This window comes from uncultured Sneathiella sp. (assembly GCF_963976355.1).
Lineage (GTDB): Bacteria > Pseudomonadota > Alphaproteobacteria > Sneathiellales > Sneathiellaceae > Sneathiella.
Genome location: NZ_CAXBKA010000009.1, coordinates 125,088 through 149,060 on the forward strand (window position 1 = coordinate 125,088; position 23,973 = coordinate 149,060).

25 protein-coding genes and 1 tRNA gene are annotated in these 23,973 nt (G+C 55.1%); 6 read left to right on the forward strand and 20 right to left on the reverse strand.

Features of this window, described 5'->3' with window-relative positions; translation table 11 throughout:
* Nucleotides 1-89: 89 nt before the first annotated feature.
* From AAC599_RS17570 to prfB, 3 genes are all read left to right on the forward strand, one after another.
* On the forward strand, nt 90-1,286 hold the full coding sequence (locus tag AAC599_RS17570; RefSeq protein ID WP_340151713.1) for an N-acetylmuramoyl-L-alanine amidase: 1,197 nt from the start codon (nt 90-92) through the stop codon (nt 1,284-1,286).
* A gap of 112 nt (nt 1,287-1,398) precedes the next feature.
* Nucleotides 1,399-3,837: a penicillin-binding protein 1A gene (locus AAC599_RS17575; protein ID WP_340151714.1), complete on the forward strand. Its 2,439-nt coding sequence runs from the start codon at nt 1,399-1,401 to the stop codon at nt 3,835-3,837.
* Nucleotides 3,838-3,893: 56 nt separating this feature from the next.
* A protein-coding gene (prfB, locus tag AAC599_RS17580; RefSeq protein WP_340151715.1) for a peptide chain release factor 2 occupies nt 3,894-5,010 on the forward strand; the annotation gives its coding sequence in 2 pieces (ribosomal slippage) (nt 3,894-3,962 and nt 3,964-5,010; 1,116 coding nt in all).
* Here the strand turns inward: prfB and AAC599_RS17585 are convergent.
* Genes AAC599_RS17585 through AAC599_RS17620 form a run of 8 tightly spaced genes read right to left on the reverse strand, consistent with a single transcriptional unit; the run spans nt 5,007 to nt 10,803 of the window.
* On the reverse strand, nt 5,007-6,041 hold the full coding sequence (locus AAC599_RS17585; RefSeq protein WP_340151716.1) for an alpha/beta hydrolase: 1,035 nt from the start codon (nt 6,039-6,041) through the stop codon (nt 5,007-5,009). The genes prfB and AAC599_RS17585 overlap by 4 nt on opposite strands.
* 40 nt (nt 6,042-6,081) lie before the next feature.
* A complete protein-coding gene (grxD, locus tag AAC599_RS17590) occupies nt 6,082-6,420 on the reverse strand; it encodes a Grx4 family monothiol glutaredoxin (protein ID WP_293959718.1) in 339 nt (112 codons plus the stop codon).
* A gap of 29 nt (nt 6,421-6,449) precedes the next feature.
* A complete protein-coding gene (locus AAC599_RS17595) occupies nt 6,450-6,689 on the reverse strand; it encodes a BolA family transcriptional regulator (protein WP_293959716.1) in 240 nt (79 codons plus the stop codon).
* 11 nt (nt 6,690-6,700) lie between these two features.
* Complete coding sequence (gene purL / locus AAC599_RS17600; protein WP_340151717.1) at nt 6,701-8,902, reverse strand: phosphoribosylformylglycinamidine synthase subunit PurL; 2,202 nt, start codon at nt 8,900-8,902, stop codon at nt 6,701-6,703.
* Nucleotides 8,903-8,910: 8 nt separating this feature from the next.
* Nucleotides 8,911-9,600 carry a phosphoribosylformylglycinamidine synthase subunit PurQ gene (gene purQ / locus AAC599_RS17605; protein WP_340151718.1) on the reverse strand — a complete coding sequence of 230 codons (690 nt, stop codon included), beginning with the start codon at nt 9,598-9,600 and terminating at the stop codon, nt 8,911-8,913.
* A gap of 21 nt (nt 9,601-9,621) precedes the next feature.
* Nucleotides 9,622-9,864, reverse strand: coding sequence for a phosphoribosylformylglycinamidine synthase subunit PurS (gene purS / locus AAC599_RS17610; RefSeq protein WP_293959710.1), 243 nt, complete (start codon nt 9,862-9,864; stop codon nt 9,622-9,624).
* Between the two features lie 41 nt (nt 9,865-9,905).
* Nucleotides 9,906-10,670, reverse strand: coding sequence for a phosphoribosylaminoimidazolesuccinocarboxamide synthase (purC, locus tag AAC599_RS17615; RefSeq protein WP_340151719.1), 765 nt, complete (start codon nt 10,668-10,670; stop codon nt 9,906-9,908).
* Nucleotides 10,657-10,803, reverse strand: coding sequence for a hypothetical protein (locus AAC599_RS17620; RefSeq protein WP_340151720.1), 147 nt, complete (start codon nt 10,801-10,803; stop codon nt 10,657-10,659). The genes purC and AAC599_RS17620 overlap by 14 nt, the downstream gene beginning before the upstream one ends.
* A gap of 162 nt (nt 10,804-10,965) precedes the next feature.
* On the opposite strand from AAC599_RS17620, the gene AAC599_RS17625 reads away from it, so the two are divergent.
* Nucleotides 10,966-11,289: a DUF1476 domain-containing protein gene (locus AAC599_RS17625; RefSeq protein WP_340151721.1), complete on the forward strand. Its 324-nt coding sequence runs from the start codon at nt 10,966-10,968 to the stop codon at nt 11,287-11,289.
* A gap of 114 nt (nt 11,290-11,403) precedes the next feature.
* Here AAC599_RS17625 and purB read toward each other — a convergent pair whose 3' ends face one another.
* The 4 genes from purB to sfsA form a co-directional block, all read right to left on the reverse strand.
* A complete protein-coding gene (purB, locus tag AAC599_RS17630; protein WP_340151722.1) occupies nt 11,404-12,702 on the reverse strand; it encodes an adenylosuccinate lyase in 1,299 nt (432 codons plus the stop codon).
* Between the two features lie 93 nt (nt 12,703-12,795).
* Complete coding sequence (gene radC / locus AAC599_RS17635; RefSeq protein ID WP_340151723.1) at nt 12,796-13,569, reverse strand: DNA repair protein RadC; 774 nt, start codon at nt 13,567-13,569, stop codon at nt 12,796-12,798.
* The gene (gene map, locus AAC599_RS17640) at nt 13,559-14,383 is read right to left on the reverse strand and encodes a type I methionyl aminopeptidase (RefSeq protein ID WP_340151724.1); all 825 of its coding nucleotides are present in this window, start codon (nt 14,381-14,383) and stop codon (nt 13,559-13,561) included. The genes radC and map overlap by 11 nt, the downstream gene beginning before the upstream one ends.
* A 54-nt stretch (nt 14,384-14,437) precedes the next feature.
* Nucleotides 14,438-15,139 carry a DNA/RNA nuclease SfsA gene (sfsA, locus tag AAC599_RS17645; protein WP_340151725.1) on the reverse strand — a complete coding sequence of 234 codons (702 nt, stop codon included), beginning with the start codon at nt 15,137-15,139 and terminating at the stop codon, nt 14,438-14,440.
* A 108-nt stretch (nt 15,140-15,247) separates the two neighbouring features.
* Between sfsA and AAC599_RS17650 the strand changes: the two genes are divergently transcribed.
* Both AAC599_RS17650 and AAC599_RS17655 read left to right on the forward strand, forming a co-directional pair.
* The gene (locus tag AAC599_RS17650; protein WP_340151726.1) at nt 15,248-16,021 is read left to right on the forward strand and encodes a competence/damage-inducible protein A; all 774 of its coding nucleotides are present in this window, start codon (nt 15,248-15,250) and stop codon (nt 16,019-16,021) included.
* An 89-nt stretch (nt 16,022-16,110) separates the two neighbouring features.
* Nucleotides 16,111-16,197 (forward strand) — tRNA-Leu (locus tag AAC599_RS17655).
* A gap of 473 nt (nt 16,198-16,670) precedes the next feature.
* Here AAC599_RS17655 and AAC599_RS17660 read toward each other — a convergent pair.
* The 8 genes from AAC599_RS17660 to AAC599_RS17695 all read right to left on the reverse strand — a co-directional run bounded on the left by AAC599_RS17660 (nt 16,671) and on the right by AAC599_RS17695 (nt 23,407).
* A complete protein-coding gene (locus AAC599_RS17660; RefSeq protein WP_340151727.1) occupies nt 16,671-17,105 on the reverse strand; it encodes a hypothetical protein in 435 nt (144 codons plus the stop codon).
* Between the two features lie 87 nt (nt 17,106-17,192).
* Nucleotides 17,193-17,918: a copper resistance protein B gene (locus AAC599_RS17665; RefSeq protein WP_340151728.1), complete on the reverse strand. Its 726-nt coding sequence runs from the start codon at nt 17,916-17,918 to the stop codon at nt 17,193-17,195.
* Nucleotides 17,915-19,648: a copper resistance system multicopper oxidase gene (locus AAC599_RS17670; protein ID WP_340151729.1), complete on the reverse strand. Its 1,734-nt coding sequence runs from the start codon at nt 19,646-19,648 to the stop codon at nt 17,915-17,917. Before AAC599_RS17670 ends, AAC599_RS17665 begins: the two co-directional genes overlap by 4 nt.
* Before the next feature lie 63 nt (nt 19,649-19,711).
* Nucleotides 19,712-20,269 carry a cupredoxin domain-containing protein gene (locus AAC599_RS17675; protein WP_340151730.1) on the reverse strand — a complete coding sequence of 186 codons (558 nt, stop codon included), beginning with the start codon at nt 20,267-20,269 and terminating at the stop codon, nt 19,712-19,714.
* 156 nt (nt 20,270-20,425) lie between these two features.
* On the reverse strand, nt 20,426-20,722 hold the full coding sequence (locus AAC599_RS17680; protein ID WP_340151731.1) for a hypothetical protein: 297 nt from the start codon (nt 20,720-20,722) through the stop codon (nt 20,426-20,428).
* Between the two features lie 470 nt (nt 20,723-21,192).
* Entirely contained in the window at nt 21,193-21,945 is a 753-nt protein-coding gene (locus AAC599_RS17685) for a glutaredoxin (protein ID WP_340151732.1), read from the reverse strand.
* Between the two features lie 287 nt (nt 21,946-22,232).
* Entirely contained in the window at nt 22,233-22,757 is a 525-nt protein-coding gene (locus AAC599_RS17690) for a DUF305 domain-containing protein (protein WP_340151733.1), read from the reverse strand.
* 413 nt (nt 22,758-23,170) lie between these two features.
* A complete protein-coding gene (locus AAC599_RS17695; RefSeq protein WP_340151734.1) occupies nt 23,171-23,407 on the reverse strand; it encodes a hypothetical protein in 237 nt (78 codons plus the stop codon).
* Nucleotides 23,408-23,973: the final 566 nt, after the last annotated feature.

A 23,973-nucleotide genomic window follows, 5' to 3' on the forward strand; every position in this document is an offset into this window, starting at 1 on the left:
GTCGGGAGTCGCTAATTTAGGTCAGTTCGATCACCGTGCGGGGCGGGGCAGCGCCCTTGCGCAAAAGAGTTTGTAGCCCGGATATGGATATGTTTAATCGCTTTTTCCGCTTCGCCTTGACGGCCCTCCTGATCATCGCAGGAAATACTCTCGCCGGACTGGCCGTTGCGGCGCCGGCGATTGATGTCTCCTCCGTCCGTCTGGGCCTGCATGAAGACAAGACGCGCTTTGTCATGGAAATGAGCGCCGAGCCGAAATATGACGTCTTCCTCCTCGCCGATCCCTATCGCATCGTCATCGATCTGCCCGAGCTTGACTGGCGCGCGGACGAGACCGCGGGCCGCCAGAAGGGGATTGTCCAGAACTATCGATTCGGTCTTTTCAAGAAGGATACGTCGCGCGTCGTGCTCGATGTCGACGGGCCGGTCAGGATTTTGCGCACCGTGGTTCTGCCACCCGCGTCGGGCAAGCCGTATCGTTTCTTCATCGATATCCAGAAAACCGACGAGGCGACTTTCCAGAAGGAACTCGCGGAACGGCGCAGCAACCTCTCCGAGAGGAGCATTGCACTGGTCGCCCCTGAACCACCGGCGCCCAGCCGGAAATACACCATCGTCATCGACGCGGGCCATGGCGGCATCGATCCCGGCGCCATCGGCAAAAGCGGGGTCTATGAGAAAAAGATCACTCTTGCGGTCGCCAAGAAAATTCACGAGGTTCTCTCAAAAAACAGCAAATACAATCCCATCCTGACCCGTGATGACGACACCTTCCTGAGCCTGCGCGAGCGGGTAACATTCGGACGGCAGGCAAAGGCGGATCTTTTTATCTCGATTCACGCGGACTCCATCGGCCGCCCCAATTTCCGGGGCGCTGCGGTCTATACCCTGTCGGAGAACGCCTCGGATGACGAGGCGGCGGAACTCGCCAAAAGCGAGAACAAGTCCGATCTCATCGCCGGGGTCGATCTCAGCGTCCAGGACGATACGGTGCAGGGCATCCTGATCGATCTGGCGCAGCGCGAAACCATGAATTTCTCGGTCCGGTTCGCCGAGATGGTGACCCCGGAAATTGCCAAGTCCGGCATGAAGACACGGGGCCGCTCGCATCGCTTCGCGGGCTTCCGGGTCCTGAAGGCGCCCGATGTCCCGTCGGTTCTGGTGGAGCTCGGATATCTCTCCAACCGCGAGGATGAACGAATCCTGAAATCGAATACGGGTCAGCAGCGGCTCGCCCAGGCCATTGCCAACGCGGTCGATAAGTATTTTGAAACAATCGATCCGTAAGATAAAATCGATTAAACGACAGATTTTCGGGAAAACGGTTATTTCTGCCTGAAAAAAACCAAATCTGTTCTATATTTACAAAATGATTATGTATTTTGAGATTAGTTAACCCATGTCGCGTTTCGCAAAATTTCTGTTTCTCTGTTTCAGCCTGCTGATTTTTTTCGGCGTTATCGGCGCGGGAGCGATCGGTTACGGGCTCTATCATTTCGGCAAGGGCCTGCCTGAGTATGACCAACTCACCCAGTATGAGCCGCCGGTCATGACCCGCGTCCATGCCGCCGATGGCAGCCTGATTGCGGAATATGCGCATCAGCGCCGCCTGTTTGTGCCGATCGAAACCATTCCCGAATTCGTCAAGCAGGCCTTTATTGCGGCGGAGGACCAGAATTATTACGAGCATCCGGGGGTAGATTTCCTCGGTATCGCGCGGGCGATGACGACAAATGTCAAGAACCTCGGGCAAGGGCGACGGCTGGTCGGCGCCTCGACCATCACCCAGCAGGTGGCGAAGAATATGCTGCTGACGAATGAGGTCTCCTATGAACGCAAGGCGAAGGAGGCCATTCTCGCGCTGCGCATCAACCGCGCACTTTCCAAGGATCAGGTACTGGAGCTGTATCTGAACGAGATTTATCTCGGCCATCGGGCCTATGGCGTCGCCGCAGCGGCACTCTACTATTTCGACAAGCCGCTCGATCAGTTGACCATTGCCGAAGCCGCCTATCTTGGCGCGTTGCCGAAGGCCCCCAACAATTACAATCCGTTCCGCAATCCCGAACGCGCGGTCACCCGGCGGAACTATGTGATCGGCCGCATGCTGGAAGATCAGTATATTACGCCGGAACAGGCGGATGAGGCGATTGCCATGCCGCTGCTGGCACGCAAGGGTGGCGATGCGCAGGTGATCCAGGCCGAATGGTTCGTCGAACAGGTTCGCCGGGAACTCTATGACATCTATGGCGAGAAGGCGCTCTATGACGGTGGCCTCTCCGTACGGACTACCATGGATACCTCCCTCCAGCAGACGGGGGAGCGCATTCTGCGCGAGGGGCTTCGCACCTATGACCGCCGTCACGGCTGGCGCGGCCCGCTCTCCACCATCGAGGTCGGCGAGGACTGGGCTGTCCGGCTGATCAAGTTCCCACGCCCGAAAGGTCTGGAAGACTGGCATCTGGCCGTCGTACTGGAGCTTGACGGCGAGGGCGCCTCCATTGGTTTCTCCGATACCACGACGGGCGAAATCCTGCTCGAAGACATGACCTGGGCCCGTAAATATGTCGAAGTCGACAAAAAAGGCCCGGCCATCGAGAAGCCGTCCGATGTCCTGAAGGTAGGAGACATCATCCCTGTTACACCTAAAGCGGAGAGCGAGCCAAAGGACAGGCTGTTCAGTCTGGAACAAATCCCGGAAGTCTCCGGCGGTCTGGTTGCGATGGACCCGCATACCGGCCGTGTCCATGCCATTGTTGGTGGCTGGAGTTCGGAATCGTCCCAGTTCAACCGCGCCGTACAAGCCTATCGTCAGCCGGGCTCGGCCTTCAAGCCTTTCGTCTATGCGGCGGCGCTCGATAACGGCTTTACCCCCGCCGACAAAATCATGGACGGCCCCTTTGTGCTGACTCAGCCGAACGGGGACCGCTGGAAACCGTCCAACTATTCGAACCGCTTTTACGGGCCAAGCACCCTGCGTCTCGGGATCGAGAAATCTCGTAACCTGATGACGGTACGGCTGGCCCGCGCCATCGGTATGGAGGAGGTTGTCGATTATGCGCGGCGTTTTGGCATCACCGACAACCTGATGCCGTCGCTGTCCATGGCGCTTGGCGCCGGGGAGACGACCTTGCTGAAACTGACGACGGCCTATGGCGAGCTTGTCAATGGCGGCAAGAAGATTACCCCGACCATGATCGACCGCATCCAGGACCGTCGCGGCATAACAATCTACCGTCATGACAAACGGCCCTGCGAGGGCTGCAATGTCGAGGTGTGGAATGACCAGGACGAACCGGAACTGCCCGATCTGCGCGAGCAGATCCTGCCCGCCACCACCGCCTATCAGGTCACCTCGATGCTGGAAGGGGTGATCGACCGGGGAACGGGCCGCTCCATCAGCGTGATCGGCAAGCCGCTCGGCGGCAAGACCGGCACCACGAATGAAAGTCAGGATACCTGGTTCATGGGCTTCTCGCCGGACCTTGTGGTCGGTGTCTATGTCGGTTTCGATACGCCGCAAAGCCTTGGCAAGAAGGAAACCGGCTCCTCCGTCGCCGCGCCGATATTTCGCGACTTCATGGCCGCGGCCCTGAAAGACAAGCCCGCCACCCCGTTCCGCGTGCCCGAGGGCATCCGCCTTGTCCGGATAAACGGAGAAACCGGGGAACTGGCGCAGCAGGGCGACAAGAACGTTATTCTTGAAGCCTTCAAGACCAGCAGCAGCCGGTTGACCAGCAGCGGCGTCCTCGATGGCTCCGATTCCGGCTTCTCTCCGGTGTCCACGGGCACGGTTCCGGAAAAGGCTGTCCGCTCGGGCACGGGTGGGCTTTACTGATCCGCAAATTCGGATTACCTTCCGCCTGAAATTTTCCGTTACCGTTGGAGTGAAGAATGCGTGCAGAACACCAGTCATTAGTCGATGAGATCAAGCAGGGCATGGCCTTGCTGAGGAGGTATCTTTGACTGGGAAAACGCAACCCGCCGTCTTGAGGAACTGAACTCCCTCGTTGAGGACCCCGATCTCTGGAACGACGCGAGCAAGGCCCAAAACCTGATGCGCGAGCGCACAACGCTTGAGAATGCGCTGAACGGCTACAAGCGGATCGAGCAGGAGCTTGAGGACAATGTCGAGCTGATCGCCCTTGCCGAAGAGGAAGAGGACGAGGAAACCGTCACCGAAGCGGAAAACGGGCTGAAAACGCTGCTGGCTGATGTCAACCGGCGGCGGCTGGAGAGCATGTTGTCCGGCGAGGTGGATGCCAACGACTGCTATGTGGAAATCCATTCCGGCGCGGGCGGCACCGAATCCCAGGACTGGACGCAGATGCTGCTCCGGATGTATATGCGCTGGGCCGACCAGCATGGCCACAAGGTCAAGGTGCTCGAGGAAAGCGCCGGTGAAGAAGCGGGCCTCAAATCCGTCACCATCGAGGTTTCCGGCGAGAATGCCTATGGCTGGCTGAAGACCGAGAGCGGCGTTCATCGCCTCGTGCGGATATCGCCCTTCGATTCCAACGCGCGCCGTCATACCAGCTTCAGCTCCGTCGGGGTGTATCCGGTGATCGATGACGACATCGATATCGAGATTGACGACAAGGACCTGCGCATCGATGTTTACCGGGCATCCGGTGCGGGCGGGCAGCATGTGAACCGGACGGAATCAGCCGTTCGTATCACTCACATTCCAACGAATGTTGTTGTCCAGTGCCAGAATGACCGCTCTCAGCACAAGAACAAGGCGGCAGCCATGAAGATGCTGAAATCACGGCTCTATGAACTGGAGATGCAAAAGCGCGAGGCGGAAGCCCAGGAAACCCGCGACGGCCAGACCGATATCGGCTGGGGACACCAGATCCGCTCCTATGTGCTGCATCCCTACCAGATGGTCAAGGACCTCCGCACGGGGGTGGAGAAGGGGAACGCGCAAGGGGTGCTGGATGGCGACCTCGACGATTATCTCGCCGCGGCGCTGGCCCAGAAAATCGGTGGTGAGGAAGACGCCGCTTAAGCGTCCTCACCGCGGAATACATGACCGAGGGCTTCCGCCGCCTGGCGGACAGCCCGCGTCGCCTGCGGCAGGATCGCCGTCATCGACATAAAGCCATGCACCATGGAGGGAAAACGGACGATCCCGACATTGACCCCGGCGGCCTGCAGCGCCTTGCCATAGCTTTCCGCCTCATCGCGCAACGGATCGAAACCCGCCGTGACGATCAGCGCCGGGGGAAGCCCGGCAAGATCGGTATTCAGAATGGGGGAGGCACGGACATCATCCCGCTCCGCCGCGGTATTCAGATACATATCCCGATAATCGCGGATACGGTCATAGGTCAGGAAAAAGCCATCCTCGAACAGCTTATAGCTGGCGGCGGAGAGATGGGCATCGAGCGTCGGATAGAGCAGCATCTGAAAGACCGGGGCGGTCTCGCCCGTAGCGCTCATCTGCTGAGCCACCGCCGCCGCAAGGCATCCGCCCGAACTATCGCCCCCGACGGCTACTCTTTGCGGATCAAGACCGTATTCCGCGCCATGACGGACCGCCCAGTTGAAGGCGGTGATCGCATCCTCAACCGCCGCCGGAAAGCGCGCTTCGGGGGCAAGCCTGTAGCCTACGGACAGAACGGCAAAGCCGCCATATTTCGCAAGCCGCGCACAGAGGCCGTCATGACTGTCGAGGGAGCCGCGGATATAACCGCCGCCATGATAGAAAACCAGAACGGGAAGAGAGGGATCGGTCGTCGGCTTGTATAATCGCGCGGGCAGGTGGCCGTTTTCCGTCGGGATGTCAATGTCTTCGATACGGCTCAACTTCGGCCTTGGCCCGGACAGCGCGCTGGAGAGCCGCTCGAGATTGGCGCGGGTTGTCTCCAGGGGCGTATCCCGGACGGGCGTCGCATTCTTGCGGTCAATATCGCAGAGAAGACGGGCCTTGCTGTCGAGCCGCTGGCCGTCGATGACCACCGGTTTAAAGCCGTAGCAGAGGCTAAAAAAGGATTCAGGCAGCAGGCCGATCGTTTTCAGGATCACCCGTTCCATCATGTTACCGCAGGCCCGCCGCTGATCTTACCGGCAACGGCATTTACGCAGAGGCGCGGGCGACCTGTTTTGCTTCGAAAATATCCTGGAGTTCACCGGTTTCGAACATTTCACGCATGATATCGCAGCCGCCAACAAACTCGCCCTTCACGTAGAGCTGCGGAATTGTCGGCCACTGGCTGTATTCCTTGATACCCTCGCGAATGGCGGGATCGCTCAGGACGTCGACGCCCTTGAACTTGATATCGAGGTGAGAGAGAATCTGCACCGCCGTCGCGGAGAAGCCGCATTGCGGGAAGACAGCCGAGCCTTTCATGAAAAGCACGACATCATTGCCGGAAACTTCCTGGGAGATTCGGTCTTTCGTCACTTGATCAAGCATGTTTCGATCCTTCCTAACTATAAGTCTGTTTACTGGCTCTCGGGCACGGAGGTTTGCAGGGCAAGCGCATGCAGCGCCTCGCCCATATTGCCCTGAAGCGCCTCATAAACCATCTGGTGCTGACGGACCCGGGGCAGGCCGGCAAAGCTCGCTGAAACGACCATGGCCGCATAATGATCGCCATCCCCGCGCAGATCGGTGATTTCCACCTTTGCATCGGGAATGCCTTCCTTTATCAGCCGTTCAATTTCACTCGCATCCATTGCCATGGAAAAAACTCCTATTCGCTGCCCGGACGGGACATAAGGGCGGGCAGCCACTTCGCATGAACTTCCTTTAGCCTACTCACGGATATGGTAAGCGCACCGTCAATTTTCAAATCAGTATGACCGATCGTTCCAATAATGTGTAGGGGAATATCTTCGGCAAGCGCAAAGCCGCGCAGCATCTCGACATCATCGGGCTTCACGGTCAGTACATAACAGGCCTGGTCCTCCGCAAACAGCGCCGCATGGAGCGGCAGCGGCGTCTCGAGCGTTATCTCGGCGCCGATATTGCCCGCAATCGCCATTTCGGCAAGGGCAACGCCAAGGCCGCCATCGGAAATGTCATGGGCAGCGGTCACAAGTCCTTTTTCGATCATTTCCCGGACATAATCGCCATGTTTACGCTCTTTTTCAAGGTCAACGGCGGGCGGGGCACCTTCCTCGCGTCCCTCGATCTCGGCGAGATACAGCGATTGTCCCATCTCCCCGGTCAGATCGCCAATGAGAACCACCACATCCTCCGCCTCCTTGAAGGCGAGGGTGGTCATCTTCGCATAGTCCGTGAGCAGCCCGACGCCGCCGATGGCCGGGGTCGGATAGATGCCGGTGCCGTTGGTTTCGTTATAGAGGGAGACATTGCCGGAAATCACCGGAAAATCGAGGGCCGTGCAGGCCGCGCGCATGCCGTCAATGCAGCCGACGAACTGCCCCATGATCTCAGGGCGCTGCGGGTTGCCAAAATTCATGCAATCGGTGATGGCGAGCGGCTGACCGCCCGTCGCGGTGATATTGCGCCAGGCTTCGGCGACGGCCTGCGCACCGCCCGTCTCGGGATCGGCGTAGCAATAGCGCGGCGTGCAATCCGTTGTAATCGCGAGGGCCTTCTGCGTCCCATGGACGCGGACGACGGCAGCATCGCCGCCCGGACGCTGGATCGTGTCGCCCATGACCATATGGTCATACTGTTCCCAGATCCAGCGGCGGCTGGCGATCTCGGAGGAGCCCATGAGCGTCAGGAGTACCTCGCCAAGATCGTTCGGCGCGGCAACATCCTCGCCCCGGATCACGGCCGGGGGTTCCGTTTTCGTCCACGGCCGGTCATATTCCGGCGCCGCATCGGCAAGCGGGGCCACGGGCAGATCGGCAGCCACCTCACCATTCATGGTGAGAATCATCCGGCCCGTATCGGTCACCTTGCCAATGACGGAGAAATCCAGCTCCCATTTCTCGAATATCCGGCGCGCTTCCTCTTCGCGGCCCGGTTTCAGGACCATCAGCATGCGTTCCTGACTTTCCGAGAGCATGATTTCATACGGCGTCATGCCTTCCTCGCGCATCGGCACATGATCGAGGTTCAGCTCGATCCCGACGCCGCCCTTGTCCGCCATTTCAAACGAAGAAGAGGTGAGGCCGGCCGCGCCCATGTCCTGAATGGCAACAATCGCATCGGTCGCCATCAACTCGAGGCAGGCTTCGAGCAGGAGTTTTTCCGTGAACGGATCACCGACCTGAACGGTCGGGCGTTTTTCCTCGCTATCGTCATCGAATTCGGCGGAGGCCATGGTCGCGCCATGAATGCCGTCCCGCCCGGTTTTCGATCCGACATAGACCACTGGGTTGCCGACACCGGCCGCGGCGGAATAAAAGATGTTATCCGTCTCGGCGAGACCAACCGTCATCGCATTGACGAGGATATTTCCGTCGTAGGAGCTATGGAAATTGGTTTCGCCGCCTACCGTCGGCACGCCCATGCAGTTGCCATACCCGGCAATCCCGGCGACAACGCCGGAAACCAGATGTCCGGTCTTGGGATGATCGGGACGGCCGAAACGCAGCGCATTCATGTTGGCGATGGGACGCGCGCCCATGGTGAAGACATCGCGCATGATGCCGCCAACGCCGGTCGCCGCGCCCTGATAGGGCTCGATAAAGGACGGATGGTTATGGCTTTCCATCTTGAAGATGGCAGCCTGGCCGTCGCCGATATCGATGACGCCCGCATTCTCGCCGGGCCCACAGATCACCCAGGGCGCCTCGGTCGGCAGGGTCTTCAGCCATTTCTTGGAGGATTTATAAGAGCAATGCTCGCTCCACATCACCGAGAAAATGCCCAGTTCCGTCAGGTTCGGCGTGCGGCCCAGAATTTTCAGGACCTCGTCATACTCGCCCTCGGTCAGGCCGTGTTCCGCCACTATTTCTTTGGTAATTTCAGTCATGTCTTCTTTTAACCGATGGAATTTACGAGGTGATCAAAAAATCGTTTGCCGTCGGTGCCGCCCAGCTCCTTGGAGATCAGCCGCTCCGGATGCGGCATCAGGCCGAGAACATTGCCCGCCTTGTTATAGATCCCGGCGATATTGTTGAGCGAGCCGTTGGGATTGGCCTCCGCCGTCGGCTCCCCCTCGGGCGTGACATAGCGAAAGGCGATCTGGCCTTCAGATTCCAGTTCGTTCAGCTTGTCCTCATCCGCGTAGAAATTGCCGTCGTGATGGGCGACGGGGAAGCGGACAACCTCGCCCTGCTCGAACCCGCCGACGAAACGCTCGTTTTGGGCGGCAACTTGCAGGTCGACGTCGCGGCAGACGAATTTCTGCCCCGCATTGCGCAAGAGCGCGCCGGGCAGCATGCCGGTCTCCGTAGCGACCTGAAATCCGTTGCAGATGGCAAGAACGGGGGTTCCGCGCTCGGCCCGCTTCACAACCTCGCGCATGATCGGGGAATTGGCAGCCATGGCGCCCGAGCGGAGATAGTCCCCATAGGAAAATCCGCCTGGAATGGCGATCAGGTCGGTATCGGGCAATTCGCTGTTTCCATGCCAGACCATCTCCGGCTCCCGCCCCATGGACTGGGCGAGGGCGACTTTCAGGTCGCGGTCACAGTTTGATCCGGGAAATACGATAACGGCGGCCTTCATCGTCGAAAACTCCCTGTTCGGTCAATCAAGCAATTCGATGGAATAATTTTCAATCACCGTATTGGCGAGAAGCTGCTGGCACATCTTCTCGACTTCCGCCTCGGCGCTCTCGCGATCCATATCGGCGAGGTCGAGATCGATCGTCTTGCCCTGGCGGACATCGAGAACCTTGTCAAACCCGAGACCCTGCAGGGAATGGGAAATCGCCTTTCCCTGCGGATCCAGAACACCGTTCTTCAAGGAAACATAGACACGTGCTTTCATTTAACCCTCATCTGATTAAAAAAGGCGCTTTTATCGCGCCTTTACTGGATTGCAGTTGTCCCTTGCAGGTCACCGGGGCCACCCTCGGGAATAATTCCCAATCGCCGCGCGACTTCCTGATAGGCATCCTCGACACCGCCGAGGTCACGGCGGAAGCGGTCCTTGTCCAGCTTCTTGTTCGTCACGGCATCCCACAGGCGGCAGTTATCGGGGCTGATTTCATCGGCGAGGATGATCTGCATCTCATCCCCCTCATAGAAGCGGCCGAACTCCAGCTTGAAATCCACCAGCCGGATGCCAATCCCGGCGAACAGACCAAGCAGGAAGTCGTTCACCCGCAGTGACTGACTCATGATGTCGTCCAGCTCCAGCGGGTTGGCCCAGCCAAAGGCGGTGATATGCTCTTCGGAGACGAGCGGATCGTTCAGTTCGTCGGACTTGAAGCAATATTCGATAATCGGCCGGGGCAGAGGCGTGCCCTCAGCAATCCCGAGGCGCTTGCAGATCGATCCCGCGGCAATATTGCGGATGATCACCTCGACCGGAATAATCTCAACCTCCTTGATCAGCTGTTCACGCATGTTCAGGCGGCGGATAAAATGGTTCTGGATCCCGATTTCGGCCAGCTTTGTCATCAGATGCTCGGAAATACGGTTGTTCAGGACACCCTTGCCCGTCACCGTTGCTTTCTTCTCGCCATTGAATGCGGTGGCGTCATCCTTGAAATACTGCACCAGCGTGCCCGGTTCCGGGCCTTCAAAGAGAACTTTTGCCTTGCCTTCGTAGACACGTCTACGTCGGGTCATGGATAAACTCCAACTTATTGAAAAGGCGGTCATGCGCCATGGAAAAAATCGTTAAGGCCGCCCCCTTCAGGAATTCGCTGAGAGCCACCTGGTTCCGTCGCCAAAGCGTCGCCGCCAAAAGCAAGCGGAACATAATCCAGAATTCCCGTAAACACAACAATTCCTGACAGGGAAAAGTTGTAAATTCCATAGAAATTCACTTGCAGGGCTAGGCGACGCACACCATCTTGGGTATAACGCCATACCATAGTGTAATTTAGTGTTTTGAAACAAGGTTTAGGGACGGGAAACGAAAATGGCAGGATTCGACGATCGGAAAAGAGGTCAGGAAGGCAAATTCGCACATGATCAGGAAATGGAATTCAAGGTCATGGTGCGCCGGAATAAACTGCTAGGCATCTGGGTCGCGGAACTCCTCGGCAAGACCGGCGCTGACGCAGAGGCCTATGCGAAGGAAGTCATCATTTCGGACATGGAAGAGAAGGGCGATGAAGACGTCTTCCGCAAAGTGCGCGGCGATCTCGATGCCGCGAATGTCGAAATGTCCGATCACCGTATCCGCCGCCAGATGGAAGAACTGCTGGCCTCCGCGCGCGAACAGATCGCCGCAGGAAACTGACCCAACCGCCCGGAGAGAGCGCCATCATTTCTTTCCGGGCGTGACCGCACGGCAGAGGCAACGCTCTGCCGACAGGGTTCAGGCGATATCCGCCTGACCCGGAACCAGCCGCTTTTAACCTTCGCCAAAGACCCGCTTGAAGATCGTATCGACATGCTTTGTATGATATTCAAGATCAAAGACACTCTCGATCTCCTTGTCTGACAAGGCTTTTGTCACATCCTCATCGGCTTTCAGGAGCTCCAGGAAATCGGCGCCTTCCCGCCAGACGCGCATCGCATTCCGCTGCACAAGGCGGTAGGAATCTTCACGGCTGACCCCGGCCTGGGTGAGCGCCAGCAGGACACGCTGCGAATGGATCAGGCCGCCCAGCTTGTTCATGTTGTTGATCATGTTTTCCGGATAAACCACCAGCTTTTCGATCACGCCAGTCAGGCGGACGAGCGCAAAATCAAGGGTGATGGTCGCATCCGGGCCGATGCCGCGCTCGACGGAGGAATGGGAGATGTCCCGCTCATGCCAGAGGGCGACATTCTCCATCGCCGGGATCGTCGCCATGCGGACAAGCCTTGCAAGGCCGGTCAGATTCTCGGTCAGCACCGGATTGCGCTTGTGAGGCATGGCGGAGGAGCCTTTCTGACCCGGGGAGAAATATTCCTCCGCTTCCAGGACTTCCGTGCGCTGCAAATGCCGGATTTCAACGGCGAGGCGCTCAATGGAACTCGCGATTACGCCAAGGGTCGCGAAAAACATGGCATGGCGGTCGCGGGGGATCACTTGGGTGGAGGCAGGCTCCGGCGTGAGGCCGAGAGATTTCGCCACATGCTCCTCAACGAAGGGATCGATATTGGCGAAGGTGCCGACAGCGCCCGAAATCGCACATGTCGCGATATCCTTGCGCGCATTCAGGAGCCGTTCGCGGCCCCGGTCAAACTCCGCATAAGCCTGCGCCATCTTGAGGCCGAAGGTCACCGGTTCCGCATGGATACCGTGGGAGCGACCGACGCAGACATCGTCCTTATGGGCATAGGCCTTGGCTTTGAGAACCTCCAGCAGCTTATCCATATCGGCGATCAGGATATCGCATGCCTTGGTGAGTTGAACGGAGAGGCAGGTATCCAGCACATCCGATGACGTCATGCCCTGATGCACGAAGCGGGCCTCATCGCCGACATATTCGGCAAGGTTGGTCAGGAAGGCGATCACGTCATGCTTGGTTTCCCGCTCGATCTCATCAATCCGGTCGATATCGAACTGCCCGCGTTCCCAGACCGCCTTGGCCGCCGCTTCCGGAATGACGCCCAGCTTGGCTTGTGCATCGCAGGCATGGGCCTCGATCTCGAACCAGATGCGGAACTTGCTTTCCGGCTCCCAGATGGCGGTCATTTCTTCTCGGGCATAGCGGGGAATCATGGCGGGTCTTACTTTCTGAAACAGTTATCGGAAGAAGGGGTGACTAGCAGAGATAACGGAAAAGCTCAACCACTTCCGACAGGCGCCGGGACTTTACATCAGTCCCAGAGACCGGAAACTGGCGCTGTCCCCATTGCCGACGATAAGATGATCATGAATCTTGATGCCAAGCGCACTGGCTGCGGACATGATTTCATGGGTCATATCGATATCGGCCTTGGATGGCGTCACATCACCTGAGGGATGGTTATGCACGAGGATAATTGCCGTCGCCCCAAGCTCCAGCGCGCGCTTCACCACTTCGCGCGGATAGACGGCCGTGTGGTTGACGGTACCGGTCTGCTGCACCTCATCAGAGATCAGGTGATTCTTGTTGTTCAGGAACAGGATACGGAAATGCTCGATCCCCCGATCACTCATCGTGCCCTGGCAATATTCGAGGAGAGCCTGCCAGGAGCCGAGCACATTCTTCTTCTCAACCTCCGAGCGGAGCAGTTTTTCGCCGAGGGTTTCCGCCACCTTTATCGTGGCGATCGCCGCCTCTCCAACCTTCGGCACCTTGCGGAGCGCTTCCGGCTCCGCCTTCAGAACCCTGGCCAGGCTTCCAAAGGTGGCAAGCAGGTTCTTCGCGAGCGGTTTCGTATCGCCGCGCGGGGAGGCGGCAAAGAGAAGCATCTCGAGTATCTGGTAATCCGCAAGGCTGCGCGCACCGGCGTTCAGGACCCGCTCGCGCATTCTTTCACGGTGGCCGAGGCGGTGATCGTTTTTCGCAGTCGTTTTGGGTGGGCTGTCTTCAAAACCGAAATCCGGTGCCTCCAGTTCATGCAGCACAGGCTTCTTCGTCGGTTTTTTTGCCTCAGACGTCATACGGCGGTTTGTCCAGCCCCCTGGGGGACAGGGTAAATATCTCATATCCCGTGTCGGTCACGCCAAGGGAATGCTCGAACTGGGCGGAGAGGGAGCGGTCCTTGGTTACCGCGGTCCAGCCATCCTCCAGCACCTTTACCTGCCAGGTGCCGAGATTGATCATCGGCTCGATCGTGAAGATCATGCCCGCCTTCAGTTCCACCCCTTCGCCGGGCGTGCCGTAATGGACAATGTTCGGCACGTCATGGAACACCTGCCCGAGGCCATGGCCGCAGAAATCGCGGACAACGGAACAGCGCTTGCCTTCGGCGAAGTTCTGGATGGCATAGCCGATATCGCCGGTCGTTGCGCCGGGTTTCACCACCTCGATCCCACGCATCAGCGATTCATAGGTGATGTCGATCAGGCGCGCGGCCTTCACGCTCGGCTTGCCCGCCACAAACATGCGGCTACTGTCCCCGTGCCAGCCATTGACGGTCGGCGTCACGTCGATATTGACGATATCGCCGTCCTTCAGCTTCTTCGGGCCCGGAATGCCGTGGCAGACCACATGGTTGATGGAAGTACAGATGGATTTGGGAAAGCCGCGATAGTTGAGCGGCGCCGAAATACCGCCACGCTCGGCGATAAAATCCGCACAGAGCGTGTTCAATTCGTCGGTCGTGACGCCCGGCACCACATGTTCCGCGATCATATCCAGCGTTTCCGCCGCCAGCCGCCCGGCCACCCTCATGCCTTCAAAACCTTCCGGTCCATGAAGTTTTATGACGCCGGTATTGCGGTTCGGCGCGGCTATACTTGTCTCATATCTCATCAAAACGCTCTTCAGTTTTCTGGAATAATACCCTATCTGCCTTCGAAAAAAAAGCTAGGGATTAATCGGAATGGGTGAACCCAGCCGTATTTCGCTGGTCGATATATGGCAGTCATAGCAGAGAATTTCAACGCCCGCGTCCTCGGCGAGGCGGAAGGCGGCGGCGTAGGCGGGGTCGATATCCGCCGCCAGCCGAAAGGCCGTGCAGTCGGTTCTCTGCACCAGATAGAACATCACGGCGCGATTGCCCTCCGCGACCATGTTCTGAAGTTCCTGCAAATGCTTGGTGCCCCGCGCGGTCACGGAATCCGGAAATTCCGCTACGCTGCCGTCGCGCATCAGGGTGACATTCTTGACCTCGACATAACAGTCGGGCTTCCCGCCGCCACTCAGCAGCATATCGATACGTGAGTTTGCGCCGTATTTCACCTCCCGGGTGAGGGTGTCATAACCGGCAAGCGCCGCGACCTTGCCATTCTCTATCGCCTCGGCGACAATGCCGTTGGGATGCGCGGTATTGATCCCGACAAGGGCTCCGTCCGCCGCGACCAGTTCCCAGCTATATTGCAGTTTCCGCTTTGGGTTGTTGGCGGGCGAGAGCCACACCGTCATGCCGGCGTCCTTCAGCCCCATCATCGAGCCGGGATTGGCGACATGGGCAGTAATGAACTCGCCGCTTTCCAGCTCGACATCGGCGAGGAAGCGTTTATAGCGTTTCATCAGGCGTCCCCTGATGAGGGGGGAGGGAAATTTCATGTCTGATCGTCGAATAATATTGATGGGGACTGAAAATAGCAGATGCCCTTTGTAATCCGTTTGCTATGATGACGGCAAGCCCGAGTCCAGAATTAACAGGTGCACCCCATGTCCGAGCCGACAAGTAGCCCATCAAAAACCGTGACCGCCGCCATTCTTCTGATCGGCGATGAAATCCTGTCCGGGCGGACGCAGGACAAGAACATGGCCTGGATGGCGGGACGGCTGAACGAGATCGGCGTGCAGCTCCGCGAAGTGCGGGTGGTCCCGGATATCGAAGCGGAGATCGTTGCCGCCGTCAATGCGCTCCGGGCGAAATTCGACTATATCTTCACCACCGGCGGCATCGGTCCGACACATGACGATATTACCGCCGATTCCATGGCGGCGGCCTTCGGGGTCGGCATTGACTATCATCCCGAGGCAATGGCCATTCTCACCCGCCATTACGAGACCAGCGGGATCGAGTTCAACACCGCCCGCAAGCGGATGGCCCGCATTCCCGACGGTGCCAGCCTGATCGACAACCCGGTCAGCAAGGCGCCGGGCTTCCGGCTTGAAAATGTCTATGTGATGGCCGGGGTGCCGACCATCATGCAGGCAATGTTCGAGGAAATTGCCCCGACACTCCATGGCGGTGCGAAAATGCAGAGCCGGACCATCGGCGCCGGTTTGCCCGAAGGAAAGGTCGCCGATGCACTGGGCGAGCTGCAGTCCCGCTATCCCGACGTGTCCATGGGCTCCTATCCCTATTTCCGGCAGGGGGAGGTGGGGACCAACCTGGTGCTCCGCTCGACCGATGAGACAGCGCTCAACCGGGCATTTGACGAGCTGATGACGGCCATTACGGCGCTCGGCGCGACGGCGATCGAGACCACCTGACGCCGGGCATTAATGCCGCGCAAAAAATCGCCCCGCGCGCCATTATCTCCTTGTTTCACAACGCTGCTTTGTTTAGGTTGCTTTGCGCCGCCCGCATGGTGAAATTGGTAAACACAGTAGACTTAAAATCTGCCGCCCGTAAGGGCTTCCCGGTTCAAGTCCGGGTGCGGGCACCATATTTTTATTTAATATATTGATTTTATTATATTTTTTAAAAAATAAAAAATACAGACCACCGATTAGACCACCTTTTAACTAGACCTATAAATTAGCAACTAATTGCCTCACAACCTGAAGGACGCATGTTCAAACCCTAACCTTTCAACCAACAATAACAATGACTTAGACAGAAATTCTCATAACGTTTTTTGTTGATTGGAAGCAGATGGATAGACGCAAAGGGTTGAACAGGCAATCGCGGTAAAAACCTTCTAGGACACTCATTTGAAGCTGCGCGAGAAGCGATAGAGCTAACGGAGGGCGACTGCATGTAATCGGCTATTCCCGAGGGCCCTCATAGAGACGGCACCAATGAGACTCAGACTGTTTTCCTTATATTGCGCTGTGCGTTTGTCATCATGTTGGGTTTCCATGGTTCTGCCTTCCGAGTTTGTATTTTTCGCGCAGATTTATTTTTACACACTTGACGCTAGCGTTTTACATGAGCTGAAAACGGTAATTCTCCGTTTGAGAGAATAAGTCTCAAATCGATGTTTTGACTAACCTTCAAGGGTTCCTCGAAATCAGAAAGCCGTATAAACATATGTGAGGTTGTCAGATCGAGACTTTCTTCGCTCAGTAGTGTAATTGATCCGAGGTTTGCGTAATTTATATCGTCGAGCCTCGCCATGATGAACGACTGTCCATTCCCCGCACCCATGACGCCCAGTATCGTCAGTTTGTCGGAACAGTTATTGACAATACGGAGCCGCAGATCACCGTAAGCCCCATCATCTGAAAGCGTCAGCACGGCATTTTCTATCTCGGCGGATTGAAAATTGGCGCTCGTATCATCGGCAAGGGCGTTTGACCCGAGCGCCAAAATAAAGACCAGAATAATTGAGCGAATATATAATTTATGCATGATGTTTCCAGAATGAAGATATGTGTATCTGGAGAGAACCAAAGATTCCCTCCAGATGAACTTGTTGTTGTGTATTTGACCGCGGGTCTAGAACATCAATTTGGTGCCGATAACGAAATTCCAGGCATCAGGTTCTTCCCCCTCATTCGTTAGAAAGTTGGCGGTCTGGCCAAACTTTCGCTCATAGACAACACCAACATAGGGAGAAAGCACACGATCCCAAACATCGTAACTGAGCCGAAGGCCTGCTTCGATACCATTAATGCCGGAACCGACGCCAATCTCGCGATCACTGGAAAACGCACCGTCGATATTGAAAGAGGATGTCAAGATCAGGTAGTTGGTGAACAAAGTTTCATATTCCAGGTCCAGCGATGCAGAAACATTGCCTTCATCACTTAAATACAGATCCGTATCGACTTCGATCCACTGCGGCGCGAGACCGCTAAATCCTACAACCGCATACCAACGATCGGGCCCCTGCGGGCTGGTATATCTAACGCCGCCCTTAATGTCCCAAAAGTCAGACACCGGGGTTTGCAGAACAAGCTGGTTGGACAGAGACTCGAAGCGGTTGACATCCAAATCCAGTTCTCCATCCCCTTGCCAGCGAAGTTTCAATTCATCCGTACCTATAAAGGCATCTCCGTCATAGACAAAAGTATCGTTCCCATCAGCACCGAAACGATATTCAAGCTCCTCCATTTGAACACCATAGTAGACGTTCGACGTTTCTGCCGAATGGCCGATTGCAGGTGTCAAAACAGATAAGATGAAGGATACTGTTAAGAGAGATTTCTTTAATTCAGTCATTGCAGCTCTCCATTTTCATCTTGGCCGATACTCGCGGATTTGGGGCCGCCTTCAACAACAACCTTCCGGAACATGCCGGCGTCCATATGGTAGGACAAATGACAATGGAACGCCCATTGGCCGGCCGCATCAACCTCTGTTTCGGAATAGACGGTCGTTCCGGGCGCAACGCTGATTGTGTGCTTGGCCGGGTCCCATTTGCCCGCATTGACATCCAGAATACTCCACATACCGTGCAGATGCATGGGGTGGGTCATCATGGTTTCATTGACGAACTTGAACCGGACACGCTCTCCATACTGAAGGACAATCGGATCTGCATCCTCATATTTAACACCGTTGATCGACCAGATATAACGCTCCATATTCCCGGTCAGGCGCAGCTCGATTTCCCGCGTGGCTTCCCGGTCCTCATAGAGTGGTTTCTGTGCCTTCAAATCCGCGTAGGAAAGGAACTTGCCGCCATTTGCCGCAGTTGGGACAAGCCCGCTGCCATTTGCATAGAAGCTATCCTTGTCTTGTTCCATGCCCTTCATGTTCGAGTGGTCCATCCCCTTCATATTCGAATGATCCATTCCCTTCATGTTGGAATGGTCCATATTTTTCATTGATGATTCATCCATCCCCTTCATATTCGAGTGATCCATACCGGCCATGTTGCCATGATCCATTCCCATATCGGCCATCGTGAGAAGGGGGCTTTCTGCCATATCCGGGATTTCTGCAACCATGCCGTCGCGCGGAGCGAGAGTAGCCCTTGCATAAGCCGTTCTGCCCATGCTTGCGCCGAAAATCGTGTAGGCCTTATCGTCCATTGGCCGGACGATAACGTCATACGTCTCGGCAACGCCCAAACGAAGTTCATCGACCGTAACAGGCTGCACATTGTTCCCGTCCGCCGCAACCACCGTCATCTTCAAGCCCGGTATGCGGACATCAAAATAGGTCATGGCAGAGGAATTAATGAAACGTAGGCGAACACGCTCTTTCGGCTCGAACAACCCGGTCCAGTTTTGATCAGGTCCTTTGCCATTGATAAGCGGTGTAAAACCCTGCACATCCTCAATGTCTGTCTTCATCATCCGCATATCGCCCCAGGCCATCCTGTCATTAACGGTTGCAGCGAGCCCATTCTTGCTGACGTCCGCAAAGAAATCACCGATCGTTTGTTGCTGGCGATTGTAATAGTCCGCTGACATTTTCAGGTTTCGCAAAATCCGCTTACCGGAATGAGGGTGGGTATCAGTGAACTGAACGACGTAATCTTTATCGAAGCGAAACGGGTCCCGTTTTTCCGGTTCGATTACAATCGCGCCATAGGCCCCGTCCGGCTCCTGAAAGCCCGAGTGGCTGTGAAACCAGTAGGTTCCGGATTGCTCGATCTTGAAATTATAGATAAAGGTCTCGCCGGGTGCTATTCCAGGATAACTGATTTTCGGTACCCCATCCATCTGGAAGGGAAGGATAATTCCATGCCAGTGGATAGAAGTGGATTCATCAAGGTTATTTGTTACATTGATCGTGACATCTTCCCCTTCCTTGAACCGGAGGACCGGGCCGGGAGATTTTCCGTTGTAACCGATGCCTTCCTTTTGGAAGTCCCCAGTATCAATGGTAACCCTGTCGACTGTCAGGTCATAGGTACCGGCCAAGCTCAACCCCGGTAGAATAATAACGCCCGCAGCCGCAAATACGCTGATCCGCAGGGCCTGCATCATTAATTTTCTCATTCTGCTGTTCCTTAATTTTGTAAAAAATTGGAATGCGCAGCCGCAAAGGGCTGCGCAACGCATCTACTCAAAATGCACTTCACCCATCATGCCGGAGGCATAATGACCGGGAACATTGCAGGCGAATTCCAGTTCGGCATCATCCGAAAATTTCCAGATAACTTCCGCCGTTTCCTTCGGCTCCAGCAACACACTGTTCGGATCGTTATGTTCCATGGTCTTACCATTTCCCATATCCATTTTCATCATATCCCGGTTGATCTTGTCGGCTTCCAACACGCCATGCTCCATCATCATCATCATTTCTTCCTGATGTGCGGCATGCATGGCGGCTGTCCCGATATTGAATTCATGAACGAATTCTCCGGTATTGATGACCTTGAAGCGAACCGTTTCACCTTTCTTGATGGAAATCTCTTCCGGCTCGTAAAAATTATCTCCCATCTTGATCTCGATGGTTCGACTGACGTCCGCTGCGTTGCCGGGGATACCAATCTCCGATTTCCCGCCGTGGCCGCCATCGTGGCTGCCCGACGCGAAAGCAACTGCAGAAGTGACGGCTAAAACCGCCGTCAGGGTGACACCGGCAACGCCGGACAAAAATGTACGCTTAATCTTCATATTATCAGTTCCTATTCCGGCCTCCGCTTTTAGCTGAGCGAGATGCAGCCCGGCCGGGAGGCAGATTCAAATGTAAATATTCGAAGTTTGAAAAAGGCGCATATCCACAATCGCAGCAATCAGGGATAGCCTTGGGAAATGGCCTGTAGATAGGAACTAATTTTTTGGGGGTTGCTCGGGTGGTGCAGAGGCCAAGGATGCCACTTGCACAGCAAAGGCATCAAACGAAGTTTTTGTTCCGAATGCTGTCGGTGTTACCTGAAAATTTGCAGGTAAACTGATGGCACAAGAAGTCATGCCGCATTTTTCAATATGATTATGCCGGTCGGTTTCGTGGCTTTTGGACAAATCATCTGCCGCTGAAACCATGAAATGAGTAGCGCTCTCAATCGCTTGATGACTTTCGGCAGTCGGTATAATCGCAAAAACATTAAGCGCAATGGCAATTGCCATGAAAAGGCTCACGCTTTTTCTGCACCAGTTCATTTTTTGTTGCTTTCTTGCCAAAATCCACCTTTCGGCTATACACTTTCGACTTATATAACAATCACATGTATGAAATTCAATTGTAATGAAGAAAACACGGTTTTAGTTTTATCTCTCAAGTCAGAGATTGTAGTTCATTGTTGCTTTCGTACTGTCGATCAACCACCCTGCACTGCGAGCCCTGAAATAACGGGGTCGGGGGATCGGGCGCTGCACATCTCGAAGATATGACCGACACATCATTAATGGGTGTTCGAAAAAGCAGTCGAAAAAACCTGAGTCCGCGTTGGAGACGTCCGACTCACTCCCCAAATCAGCCACGCGAGTAAGCGCTTGGCCAGTAAATTCCGGTTTCAGAATTGTCAGCCGCGCACAAAGGTGCCTGGCTAAGCAATCTATGGCCGTTGGCCGATTTTCTGATTGCCCTGATGTATGCTTTACATCGAAGTCTTGACGAGCATCCAGATTCCCATACTAATCATGAAGAGGTTCTCGGTAAGCGAGATAAATCCAAGTGGCACGCTACTGTCGCCACCGACGCAGGCGCATTTGAGTTCGCGTTTATCGATGTAAACGGCTTTGAAAACACTGATAGCGCCAACTGTGCCGATGAATAGCGCAACCGGCGCCGCAATCAATCCCAATGCACCGCCGGGGATCATCAGGATCCCCGCAAAAGCCTCTCCGAACGGATAAACATAGGCATAAGGCACCCAGCGTCGTGCCAAAAGGTCGTAATTCAGGAACATAATCGAAAAGTTCTCGACATCGCGCAGCTTCAAATAAGCGAGGCCGCACATCGAAAAAGCGATAAACCATTCAATCAACCGCAGGCTGAACCATTCGCCCGTCGCAACAAACGCCGCGCCTATTGCCATCAGCAATGTCGTCGCAAACAATGTTAGTACTGGCTGATAGCTTGTATTGCTGCGCTCTTCTTTCGGTTTGTCCTTGCCAAGATATACGCGCAGATCGTCGTAACCTCCGACTCGCTCACCGCCGATAAAAGTCTGCGGTGTCGTTTCAACGCCATGCTTTTCTTTGAAGTCATCGGTTTCAGTGCGGGTTTCCAAATGATGATCTTCGACTTTAAAACCTTCACTTTCAAGCAAGTGTTTGGATTTGAGTCCGTAGGGACAAAGATGATCTGGCATTACCATGCGATAGAGTTCAGCATATTTGGATTTCATGAGTTTACCCTCAATGACATTTTTTCAGGTTACGGTATAGCAGCCACCGATTGACAGGCCAAGCGACGAGAAGGCCTACAAGGGCAGTGACCGCAATGCCTAGCCAGAACTGGCTGCGCCTGATGCTGCCTGCCTGCATACACCTCATCTACTAAGTCAGCAACTTTGCCAATAATGCAGCCCGTCAGACCATGTAACGTGGTTTGCGGTGAAGTAATCCACGGACCGGAGCTATGGCCGTGATGTGCATGCGCTGTATGATCTGTCATAGTCAGAAACTCTCCTTATCATTGAGACGTCGAATTTAGGCTGGCTTCAAAATCAGGAACCGGACGGTTGGCGGCTTCGGCGTCAGTCGTTGCCCGGCCATTTTTGTCGATATCATCAATTAACCATTTCATTTCATCGATCTCGCGCCGCTGGGCGAGAATAATATCATCGGCTAATTCGCGCACGCGCACATCTTCGATATTCGCACGCTCGCTCGTAAGGATAGCAATTGAGTGATGCGGAATCATACCCTTCATATATGCGGTGTCGGCAATCGTATCCTGACTGCGCAGCAGATAGAGCGAGCCTGCGAAGAGCACGACCGCGCCGACAAATATGGCGATATTGATTTTGGTTTTCTTATACATGCCCAACATAAAAGCGAGCATGATGACGGCCATCATTGCGCCCATGTAAAGGGCCATCCAAAACCGTGTTTCGCTGAAGTACACATGACCCATTTCGTAGGTGTTAAGATACATGAGGCCGTACATGATGACCGTTGAGGTCAGGATCATTGCCGCAAAGCGAGCGTAGCTCATCTTCAATTCCTCCAAGTATATTACTGAGAATTGGGATTAGCATCAAACAGCTGTCCCAACAGTCTCACCAAAATCAGAATGACGACTCTTGCCACTACCAACACCAGTTGGTAAAAAATGTTCCATCGTCATTTTGCGAGCGCCCTAAAGCAGTCCAGCGAGCCAGCGCAAAAGTTCGCTGAACTGATAGAATTGTTTGGTAAAGTAAGACAGTAGTTTGATGAAGCACGTTCAGCACATAAGCGTTTTACGCGGTGCATCAATGCTCTCGCGTTATGTGAGATATTGCTTTATCCATTGAGCGCTGACGTGATGGCCACAGTTCACGAAACCGCAGCGGGAAAGATGATGACGACCGCGATACATCTCATTTCAAATTACTAAATATTTTTCTTCAATAGTTTACGATTAGGCTATCGGTTTTCCCGCTCGTCTGGCGGTATTTGACAGATGCGGTGATCCGACAGCGCGGTGGGAGTCTGCTTGCTGGCGACCCAGAGATTACCGCGAACACGTCTTCCGCCGGATTGAATGGCAAAGCGCGGTTGTGTGTTCATCAAAGCGGCGCGTAGAGCGTCAGCAACATGACTGGCGGACCGATCGCGGCGTTCCTGACGCGGCGGTATCGCGTGTACCTTCGAAAAGTACATCACTCTCAGCCTCTCGCTCATCTCCGATCTGGCGCTTGGCCTGTTCCTGACGATGGCTCCATTGAGGGCCGTGCAGTTTAAGGCTGAAATTCAAACCGACCATTGGAAGCGAGTTCTATTCTGGTTGAGCCTGTTACGGGGAAATGATTTCCCTATACGTAACGTATCCAATCGGAACCATATCAATCAATACAAGAAACTAAGAAGGTGTTCCCTTCAGCAATCTCGCCAATTCACTCGATACGCATGCACCCGCCGCCAGCAAGACACCGAATAAAGAATGTCTTGCGTCCGAAAGGCAGAACCCGCAAACCATAACCGGGGAGAGTTTCATCCCAGACGAAATAGTATTTTTCTTTCACCAAAAGGCTGCCAATGGTACGCTTGTTCAATCTCATGATAATCCAGATAGTGTAACTAATAACCTGAAGGTTGTAGATTCAAAATCCTACCCTTAATTTATAGGCGTCCTTCGTGTCGATATGCTTCACCAAACTGTGACAATTTGTCCGTTGACAAAAATGTAGGAAAAAGTTCTGATAAATCTATGGCATCTGCTTTCTCAA

What these genes read in the sequence shown, in the direction of transcription:
- AAC599_RS17570 (WP_340151713.1), top strand. Translation starts at nt 90, where the DNA reads ATGTTTAATCGCTTTTTCCGCTTCGCCTTGACGGCCCTCCTGATCATC.
- AAC599_RS17575 (WP_340151714.1), top strand. Translation starts at nt 1,399, where the DNA reads ATGTCGCGTTTCGCAAAATTTCTGTTTCTCTGTTTCAGCCTGCTGATT.
- AAC599_RS17585 (WP_340151716.1), bottom strand. Translation starts at nt 6,041, where the DNA reads ATGATGGAACGGGTGATCCTGAAAACGATCGGCCTGCTGCCTGAATCC.
- grxD (WP_293959718.1), bottom strand. Translation starts at nt 6,420, where the DNA reads ATGCTTGATCAAGTGACGAAAGACCGAATCTCCCAGGAAGTTTCCGGC.
- AAC599_RS17595 (WP_293959716.1), bottom strand. Translation starts at nt 6,689, where the DNA reads ATGGCAATGGATGCGAGTGAAATTGAACGGCTGATAAAGGAAGGCATT.
- purL (WP_340151717.1), bottom strand. Translation starts at nt 8,902, where the DNA reads ATGACTGAAATTACCAAAGAAATAGTGGCGGAACACGGCCTGACCGAG.
- purQ (WP_340151718.1), bottom strand. Translation starts at nt 9,600, where the DNA reads ATGAAGGCCGCCGTTATCGTATTTCCCGGATCAAACTGTGACCGCGAC.
- purS (WP_293959710.1), bottom strand. Translation starts at nt 9,864, where the DNA reads ATGAAAGCACGTGTCTATGTTTCCTTGAAGAACGGTGTTCTGGATCCG.
- purC (WP_340151719.1), bottom strand. Translation starts at nt 10,670, where the DNA reads ATGACCCGACGTAGACGTGTCTACGAAGGCAAGGCAAAAGTTCTCTTT.
- AAC599_RS17620 (WP_340151720.1), bottom strand. Translation starts at nt 10,803, where the DNA reads ATGTTCCGCTTGCTTTTGGCGGCGACGCTTTGGCGACGGAACCAGGTG.
- AAC599_RS17625 (WP_340151721.1), top strand. Translation starts at nt 10,966, where the DNA reads ATGGCAGGATTCGACGATCGGAAAAGAGGTCAGGAAGGCAAATTCGCA.
- purB (WP_340151722.1), bottom strand. Translation starts at nt 12,702, where the DNA reads ATGATTCCCCGCTATGCCCGAGAAGAAATGACCGCCATCTGGGAGCCG.
- radC (WP_340151723.1), bottom strand. Translation starts at nt 13,569, where the DNA reads ATGACGTCTGAGGCAAAAAAACCGACGAAGAAGCCTGTGCTGCATGAA.
- map (WP_340151724.1), bottom strand. Translation starts at nt 14,383, where the DNA reads ATGAGATATGAGACAAGTATAGCCGCGCCGAACCGCAATACCGGCGTC.
- sfsA (WP_340151725.1), bottom strand. Translation starts at nt 15,139, where the DNA reads ATGAAATTTCCCTCCCCCCTCATCAGGGGACGCCTGATGAAACGCTAT.
- AAC599_RS17650 (WP_340151726.1), top strand. Translation starts at nt 15,248, where the DNA reads ATGTCCGAGCCGACAAGTAGCCCATCAAAAACCGTGACCGCCGCCATT.
- AAC599_RS17660 (WP_340151727.1), bottom strand. Translation starts at nt 17,105, where the DNA reads ATGCATAAATTATATATTCGCTCAATTATTCTGGTCTTTATTTTGGCG.
- AAC599_RS17665 (WP_340151728.1), bottom strand. Translation starts at nt 17,918, where the DNA reads ATGACTGAATTAAAGAAATCTCTCTTAACAGTATCCTTCATCTTATCT.
- AAC599_RS17670 (WP_340151729.1), bottom strand. Translation starts at nt 19,648, where the DNA reads ATGAGAAAATTAATGATGCAGGCCCTGCGGATCAGCGTATTTGCGGCT.
- AAC599_RS17675 (WP_340151730.1), bottom strand. Translation starts at nt 20,269, where the DNA reads ATGAAGATTAAGCGTACATTTTTGTCCGGCGTTGCCGGTGTCACCCTG.
- AAC599_RS17680 (WP_340151731.1), bottom strand. Translation starts at nt 20,722, where the DNA reads ATGGCAATTGCCATTGCGCTTAATGTTTTTGCGATTATACCGACTGCC.
- AAC599_RS17685 (WP_340151732.1), bottom strand. Translation starts at nt 21,945, where the DNA reads ATGAAATCCAAATATGCTGAACTCTATCGCATGGTAATGCCAGATCAT.
- AAC599_RS17690 (WP_340151733.1), bottom strand. Translation starts at nt 22,757, where the DNA reads ATGAGCTACGCTCGCTTTGCGGCAATGATCCTGACCTCAACGGTCATC.
- AAC599_RS17695 (WP_340151734.1), bottom strand. Translation starts at nt 23,407, where the DNA reads ATGTACTTTTCGAAGGTACACGCGATACCGCCGCGTCAGGAACGCCGC.